Here is a 6726-nt window from a genome sequence, read left to right on the forward strand (position 1 = left end):
ACATTCAATGAATAGTCGCGCGGCCGGGAACGGCGCCCTCAGACGAGCCGCGCCTCGTAGGCGGCGATGACCAGATGCACGCGGGTACGGGCGCCGAGTTTGGTCAGCAGGCTGCTGACGTGCGTCTTGACCGTGCTCATGCTGACGAACAGGGTGGCGGCGATCTCCGCGTTCGACAGGCCCCTGGCCACCAGGACGAGGACCTCGCGCTCGCGTTCGGTGACGTCCAGGCCGTCCGCCGTCGACGGCGGACGCACGTGGCGCTCGACCAGCCGCCGCGTCGCGCTCGGCGCCAGCAGCGACTCGCCGGACGCGACGACGGCCATGCTCCTGATCAGCTCGGCCGGGGGCGTGTCCTTGAGCAGGAAGCCCGCCGCGCCCGCGCGCAGCGCGCCGTAGACGTACTCGTCGAGGTCGAAGGTGGTCACGATGAGCACGCGGGTCTCCGGCAGGTCCGCGCAGATGCGGCGGGTGGCCTCGATGCCGTCCATCTCCGGCATGCGCACGTCCATCAGGACCAGGTCGGGACGTTCGCGGGCGGCCGCCGTCACCGCCTGCGTGCCCGTCGCGGCCTCGCCGACCGCCCGGAACCCCGGCGCGGAGTCGACCAGCCGCCGGAAGCTCGCCCGGATGAGCACCTGGTCGTCGGCCACCAGAACCCTGATCACAGCGGCAGCCTCGCCCGCACCCGGAAACCGCGCACGGGACGGGCGCCCGCCTCGAACTCGCCGCCGAAGACGCGCACCCGCTCGCGCAACCCGGTCAGGCCGTGCCCGTCGGGGCGCGCCCGGCCGCGCGTGCCGTCGTCGGTGACCTCCACGGTCAGCTCGTCCGCCCGGCGCTCGACGCGGACGACGGCGTGCCGGGCGCCGGCGTGCTTGAGCACGTTGGTCAGCGCCTCCTGGACGATCCGGTACACCGTCGGCTCCATCTCCCCGTCCACGGCGCCGTCGATGGACAACTCCACCTCCAGGCCCGCCGCCCTGGTCCGCGCGACGAGCGTGCCGAGGTCGGCCAGGCCGGGAGCGGGCGCGAGCTCGGCCTCGCCGTCCTCGCGCAGCACGCCGAGCAGCTGCCTGGTCTCCCGCAGGGCCGACCTGCTGGTCTCCTCGATCGAGGCCAGCGTGCGGCCCATCTCCTCCGCCTCGCCCACGTGCCCCGCCACGCCCGCCTGCACGGCGATCGTGCTGAGGCTGTGGCCGATGACGTCGTGCAGCTCCCTGGCGATCCGCAGCCGCTCCGCCACCGCCTCGGCGCGGGCCCGCTCCTCCGCCTGCGCGGCGAGCTGCCCGGTGTAGAGGTTGCGCTGGCGTACGGCCGTGCCGGCGGCCCAGGCGGCGAGCAGGATCGCCAGCGCCAGCCCGAGCCGGTCGCGGACCGCGTCCGTCAGCGGGACCTCCGCCACGCCCTGCGCGGCGACCGCGCACGCCACCAGCAGCGGCAGCACGGCCCTGCTCCGCGTGGCCAGCGTGTACAGCGCGAGCGGCAGGCAGAGCAGCTCGGCGTGGGGAAGCAGGAACTCCCGCATGCCGAGCCCGCCCAGCAGGACGACCACGAACACCGGCCCCGGCCACAACCGCCTGGCCGCCACGGGAAGGCCCGCCGCCAGCGCCGCCACGAGGTCCGGCACGCCCGGCTCGGACGGGTTCCGCGACCAGGTGAGCCCGGCGTAGGCGAGCGTGACGATCAGCGCGACGGCGGTGTCGACGGAAATCCAGCCCCAGGCCGGCACCCGGCTCAGCAGAGGAGGACGGATCTGTTGGCGCACGGTACGAACCTAGCCCGGCGCCCCCGCCGCCCGTATCGGTCTCAGGACCGATGCGCGCCGGACGGGCGGCCGTGGAGGGTGAAGGGCATGATCGAAGTCAACGGACTCACCAAACGCTTCGGGCGGACCCTGGCGGTGGACGATCTCACCTTCACGGTCCGGCCCGGCCGCGTCACCGGCTTCCTCGGCCCCAACGGCGCGGGCAAGACCACGACCATGCGCGTGCTCCTCGGCCTCGAACAGCCCACCGCCGGAGGGGCCACCGTGAACGGCCTGCCCTACCGGGACCTGGACCGCCCCCTCACCCGGGTCGGCGCGCTGCTGGACGCGTCGGCGGTGCAGGGAGGCAGGCGCGCCGAACAGCACCTGTGGTGGCTGGCCCGCTCCAACGGCCTGGCCCGCGCCCGCATCGGCCCCCTGCTGGAGCTCGTGGGGCTCGGCGGGATGGGCGGCAGGCGCGTCGGCGGGTTCTCGCTGGGCATGAAGCAGCGGCTCGGCCTGGCCGCGGCGCTGCTCGGCGACCCCGAGGTGCTGGTGCTGGACGAGCCCGCCAACGGGCTCGACCCCGAGGGCATCCGCTGGATGCGCGGCCTGCTCAGGTCGCTGGCCGCCGAGGGCCGCACCGTGCTCGTGTCCAGCCATCTCATCAGCGAGATGGCGGTCACGGCCGACCACCTGATCGTCCTGGCCGGGGGCAGGCTGCGTGCCGACGCCGGGCTCGGCGAGCTGGCCGGGCCGGGCGTCTCGCTGGAGGAGGCGTTCATGGAACTCGTCGGAAGGAGCGAGCGGTGAACGCCGTCGCGGCCGAGTGGATCAAATTGCGGACCCTGCGCTCGACCTGGTGGGCGCTCGGCGTCGGGGTGCTGCTGTCGCTCGCGCTCACCGTGCTCGGCGCCGGCACCGTCATCTCGCGCTGGGACCCCGGCCGTACGGCCGACCAGGCGGCCATGGGGGTCGTGGTCGCCGTGTACGTGGGGGTGATCCTGGCCCAGCTTCCGCTCGGCATGCTGGGCGCGATGACCGTCAGCGGCGAGCGCGCGTCCGGCATGATCGACGTCACGTTCGTGGCGATGCCGTCGAGAGGCCGGGTGCTGGCGGCCAAGGCGGTCGTGCTGGGCGGCCTCGCGGTCGCCGGCTCGCTGCTCATCGCGGTGCCCGGCTATCTCTACGGGCGGTCCGTCGCCGCCGGGTTCCACCCGTCGTGGCTGCCCGCCGGCTCGTGGACGATCGTCGCCGGCGGCACCCTGATGATCGTGGTGACCACGCTGCTCGGGCTGGCACTCGGCGCGATCCTGCGCAACGGCGCCGTGGCGACGGCGGCGCTGGTGGCGATCGTCCTGGTGCTGCCGTTCGTCGCCCGCATGCTGCCGGGCGGCGAGGTGGTCAACCGGGTCCTGCCCGCCTTCCCGGCTCTCCAGCTGATCGAGCAGGTGCCGGACGTCATGCCGACGTGGGCGGCGTTCGCCGTGCTGGCCGGGTGGGCGGTGGTCCCGCTGGCCGTCGCCGTGGTCGTCAACTCGCGCTCCTGACGCCCGCGAACGGCCGGGCGCCCTGCTCAGGGCAGGGCGAGGAGGCTGACCGCGACGGCGGCGGCGCCCAGGCCGACGAGCTGCCCGCGGTGGATGCGTTCGGCCAGCACACCGCGGGCGAGCAGGACCGTGCCGGCCGGGTAGAGGGCGGTGATCACGGCCACGACGGCAAGGTCGCCGCTGCGGGAGGCGAGCAGGAACAGCAGGTTCGCCACCGAGTCCAGCACGCCCGCGGTGGCCGACAGCGCATACGCGGGCCGCTCGGAGCCCAGCCGGCGGCGCAGCAGCCCGGCCGCGGTCAGGGTGACCGCCGAGGAGACCGCGCGGCCGACGATCAGCGGCGCCACCCCGCTGTCGGACGGCGCCTGGTGCAGGAAGACGAGCTGGAGCGCGATCGCCGACCCCGCGCCGAACGCCAGCAGCAGCGCCGTGCGCGACGGACGCGCCGAGCCCCCGCCGTGACCGGCGCTGACGAGCACGACCGCCACCAGCGCGAGCGGCAGCCCCACCAGCCCGGCGGCGGACAGGTGCTCGCCCTGGAGCAGGCCCACGGCGACCGGCAGCGCGGCCGAGACCAGCGCGGTCACCGGCGACAGCACGTTCATCGGGCCGATCGCCAGGGTGCGGTAGAGCAGGGCGAACACGGCGGCCGAGGCCACCCCCGAGGCCGCGCCCCAGCCGAGCGCCGCCGGGCTGAACGACGCGCCGAGCATCGGCCACAGAAGCAGCTCGACCACGAGGCTGGCCGGGGCCGCGACCATCACGGTACGCAGCACGTGGGCCCTGCGGGCGCCCAGGCCGCCGAGGAAGTCGGCGCAGCCGTAGGCGAGCGAGCTGCCCAGGGCCAGCAGCAGAGCGATCACGACACCTCCCGTGGCTTCAGCGGAACGACCAAACAGTACAGTAGAATGACCGCAGCATGTCAACGGACCGACCGCGCAGTACATTGCACTGGTCTGCCTGCGAGGGAAGGTGAACAGATGGCCGAGCCGGCCCAAGCCCTGCGAACGGTCGCCCACAACGTCAAGGCCGCCCGCACCCGCGCGGGCCTGTCGTTGGAGGAGCTCGGCCGGCGCGCCCAGGTCAGCAAGGGCGCCCTGGTGGCGCTGGAGAGGGCGCAGGGCAACCCCAACCTGGCCACCCTGGTGCGGCTGGCCGACACCCTCGGCGTCCCGGTGTCGGCGCTGATGCAGGGGCCGCCCGAGGGTCGGCTGCGCATCGTGGCCGCCGACGACCTCACCCCTCTGTGGACCGGGCCGCGGGGCGGTCAGGCCACGCTCATGCTGACCACCGCGGGCCCGGTTCCGGTCGAGGTCTGGCGCTGGCGGCTGGAACCCGGCGAGGAGTACCCCAGCCAGCCCCACCAGGCCGGGGTCGTGGAGACCCTCAGCGTCGTGTCCGGGCGGATGACGCTGATCCTCGACGGCGTCGAGCACTCCGTCGAGGCGGGCCAGACCGCCACCTTCGACGGCGACGCCCCGCACGGCTACCGGGGCGCGGGCACCGGCGCCTGCTCCATGATCATGACGGTCCAGCTGCCTCCCGGCCCGTGGGCGCTCGGATCGGCCGCCGCTCCCTGACCTGATGGGCGGCCGTCAGGCCGCCAGCCGCTCGATGGCGAACGCCGACAGGAAGCCGACGGTGGTGATCAGCCCGGTCAGGACGTGCGCCTGCTCGAACGCCTCCGGGATCATGGTGTCGGCCACCATGGCCAGGATGGCGCCGGCCGCGATCGCGGTGATGAGGGCGATGGCCTCGGGGGAGGCCGTCCGCAGGGTCAGGTAGCCGGCCAGGGCCGCCAGGCCGCTGACCACGGCGATGCCGCCCCAGACGCCGAACACGTACGCGGGGCCGCGCCCGGCCCGTCTCATGCCGGCGGCGCTGGACAGGCCCTCCGGAACGTTGGAGACGAACACCGCCGCCACGACGGCGAGGCCGATCTCGCCGCCGTGCAGCAGGGACAGCCCGAGCACCACCGACTCGGGGATGCCGTCGAGCAGCGCGCCGACGGCTATGGCGGCGCCGCTGCCCTGCGCGTCGGCCTCGCTGGGCTGCTGGTCGCCGGAGCGTTTGCGGTGCCGGGCTCCGTGCCGCGCCAGCATCGCGTTGGCCGCCACGTACGCGCAGGCCCCCGCGAGGAAGCCGACGGCCGTGGGCAGCAGGCCGCCCGACCGTTCGGCCTCGTCCAGCAGCTCGAAGGAGAGGGCCGAGATCAGCACCCCGGCGCCGAAGGCCATGATGGTGGCGATCATCCGCGCCGGGACCCGTACCAGCATCGCCACGGCCGCGCCCAGGACCAGCGCGGCCCCGGCGACCAGCCCCCATGTTCCCGCTTCCAGCCACTCAGGCATGTGCACCACCCGTCTCGCGCGCTCGTCCGCGCCCCAGGTTCTCTCGTCCAGGTCCCGTTCGCCACCCGTCCCGGGCGGGCGTCCGTCCTGCGGCAGGCGTACGGTGACGCGGCCTCGCGGCCCCCTCTCCGCGAGGCCGCGTCCTACCTCCACGCGCGGGGCGTCACCCGCTCGCGGAGGGCGTCGAGGCGGGCCATGGCCGGGGTGGCGGTGATGCCGTGCAGGACGACCGAGAGCACCACGGTGAAGGCCGTCACCGCCCACAGCTCCTCGGGCGGCACGCCGAAGTCGGCGTGACCCAGCGCGTACGCCAGGTAGAACAGCGACCCCACCCCCCGGATCCCGAACAGGGAGATGACCCGGCGCTCCCGGGGCCCGGCCCGGCCGCGGATCTGGGCGAGCCGGCCCGACAGCGGGCGGATGACCAGGATCAGCAGCAGGCCGACGAGGGCGCCGCGCCAGGTGAGCGGGGCCAGGCCGCCGGTGGCGACGAAACCGCCGAGCAGGAGCAGCAGCCAGGAGGTGAAGAGCCGTTCGAGCTGCTCGACGAAGCCGTGCAGGACGTTGTTGTAGCCGTGGCCGTGCTCGACCCGGCGGATGGCGCAGGCGGCGACGAAGACGGCGATGAAGCCGTAGCCGCCGGCCAGCTCGGTGACCCCGTAGGCGAGCAGGGTGGCGCCCAGGGCCACGAAGCCGTCGCGGCGCTCGGCCAGGCGCAGCTCCTCGGCGGGGGAGTGGAAGAACAGCCGGCCGAGCAGGCGGCCGATCAGCAGGCCGCAGACGACCCCGGCGACGATCCGGTAGAGCACGTCCGTCAGCGCCCACTCGCCCGTCCAGCCGAGCCCGCCGGCGGTGGCCAGGGCGATGGCGGCGTACACGATGGGGAAGGCCAGCCCGTCGTTCAGGCCCGCCTCCGAGGTGAGGGCGAAGCGCACCTCGTCGTCGGCGTTCTCGGCGTCGGCCGGCTCGCCCACGCTGACGTCGGAGGCGAGCACCGGATCGGTGGGCGCGAGCACGGCCCCGAGCAGCAGCGCCGCGGGCCACGGGCCGCCCCGCACCCCGGTGGCGCCGCGCCTGG

The 6726-nt window shown here is 74.7% G+C and carries 8 protein-coding genes; 3 read left to right on the plus strand and 5 right to left on the minus strand.

Annotation, left to right across the window (positions count from 1 at the left end):
- Positions 1-38 precede the first annotated feature (38 nt).
- Both ABZ815_RS35830 and ABZ815_RS35835 read right to left on the minus strand, forming a co-directional pair.
- The gene (locus tag ABZ815_RS35830) at positions 39-668 is read right to left on the minus strand and encodes a response regulator transcription factor (protein WP_357705653.1); all 630 of its coding nucleotides are present in this window, start codon (positions 666-668) and stop codon (positions 39-41) included.
- Positions 665-1768, minus strand: coding sequence for a sensor histidine kinase (locus ABZ815_RS35835; protein WP_357705654.1), 1104 nt, complete (start codon positions 1766-1768; stop codon positions 665-667). The genes ABZ815_RS35830 and ABZ815_RS35835 overlap by 4 nt, the downstream gene beginning before the upstream one ends.
- A gap of 87 nt (positions 1769-1855) precedes the next feature.
- Between ABZ815_RS35835 and ABZ815_RS35840 the strand changes: the two genes are divergently transcribed.
- Entirely contained in the window at positions 1856-2560 is a 705-nt protein-coding gene (locus ABZ815_RS35840; RefSeq protein WP_357705655.1) for an ATP-binding cassette domain-containing protein, read from the plus strand.
- A complete protein-coding gene (locus tag ABZ815_RS35845; RefSeq protein ID WP_357705656.1) occupies positions 2557-3297 on the plus strand; it encodes a hypothetical protein in 741 nt (246 codons plus the stop codon). The genes ABZ815_RS35840 and ABZ815_RS35845 overlap by 4 nt, the downstream gene beginning before the upstream one ends.
- A gap of 26 nt (positions 3298-3323) precedes the next feature.
- Here ABZ815_RS35845 and ABZ815_RS35850 read toward each other — a convergent pair whose 3' ends face one another.
- The gene (locus ABZ815_RS35850; protein ID WP_357705657.1) at positions 3324-4160 is read right to left on the minus strand and encodes an EamA family transporter; all 837 of its coding nucleotides are present in this window, start codon (positions 4158-4160) and stop codon (positions 3324-3326) included.
- A gap of 117 nt (positions 4161-4277) precedes the next feature.
- On the opposite strand from ABZ815_RS35850, the gene ABZ815_RS35855 reads away from it, so the two are divergent.
- Positions 4278-4877 carry an XRE family transcriptional regulator gene (locus tag ABZ815_RS35855; RefSeq protein WP_357705658.1) on the plus strand — a complete coding sequence of 200 codons (600 nt, stop codon included), beginning with the start codon at positions 4278-4280 and terminating at the stop codon, positions 4875-4877.
- A 15-nt stretch (positions 4878-4892) separates the two neighbouring features.
- Here ABZ815_RS35855 and ABZ815_RS35860 read toward each other — a convergent pair whose 3' ends face one another.
- Positions 4893-5648, minus strand: a complete 756-nt coding sequence (locus tag ABZ815_RS35860) for a ZIP family zinc transporter (protein WP_357705659.1) — start codon at positions 5646-5648, stop codon at positions 4893-4895.
- A gap of 143 nt (positions 5649-5791) precedes the next feature.
- The coding region (locus ABZ815_RS35865) for a cation:proton antiporter (protein WP_357705660.1) at positions 5792-6726 on the minus strand (935 nt) is incomplete at its 5' end.

The sequence above is a fragment of the Nonomuraea sp. NPDC047529 genome (assembly GCF_040642995.1).
Taxonomy (GTDB): Bacteria; Actinomycetota; Actinomycetes; order Streptosporangiales; family Streptosporangiaceae; genus Nonomuraea.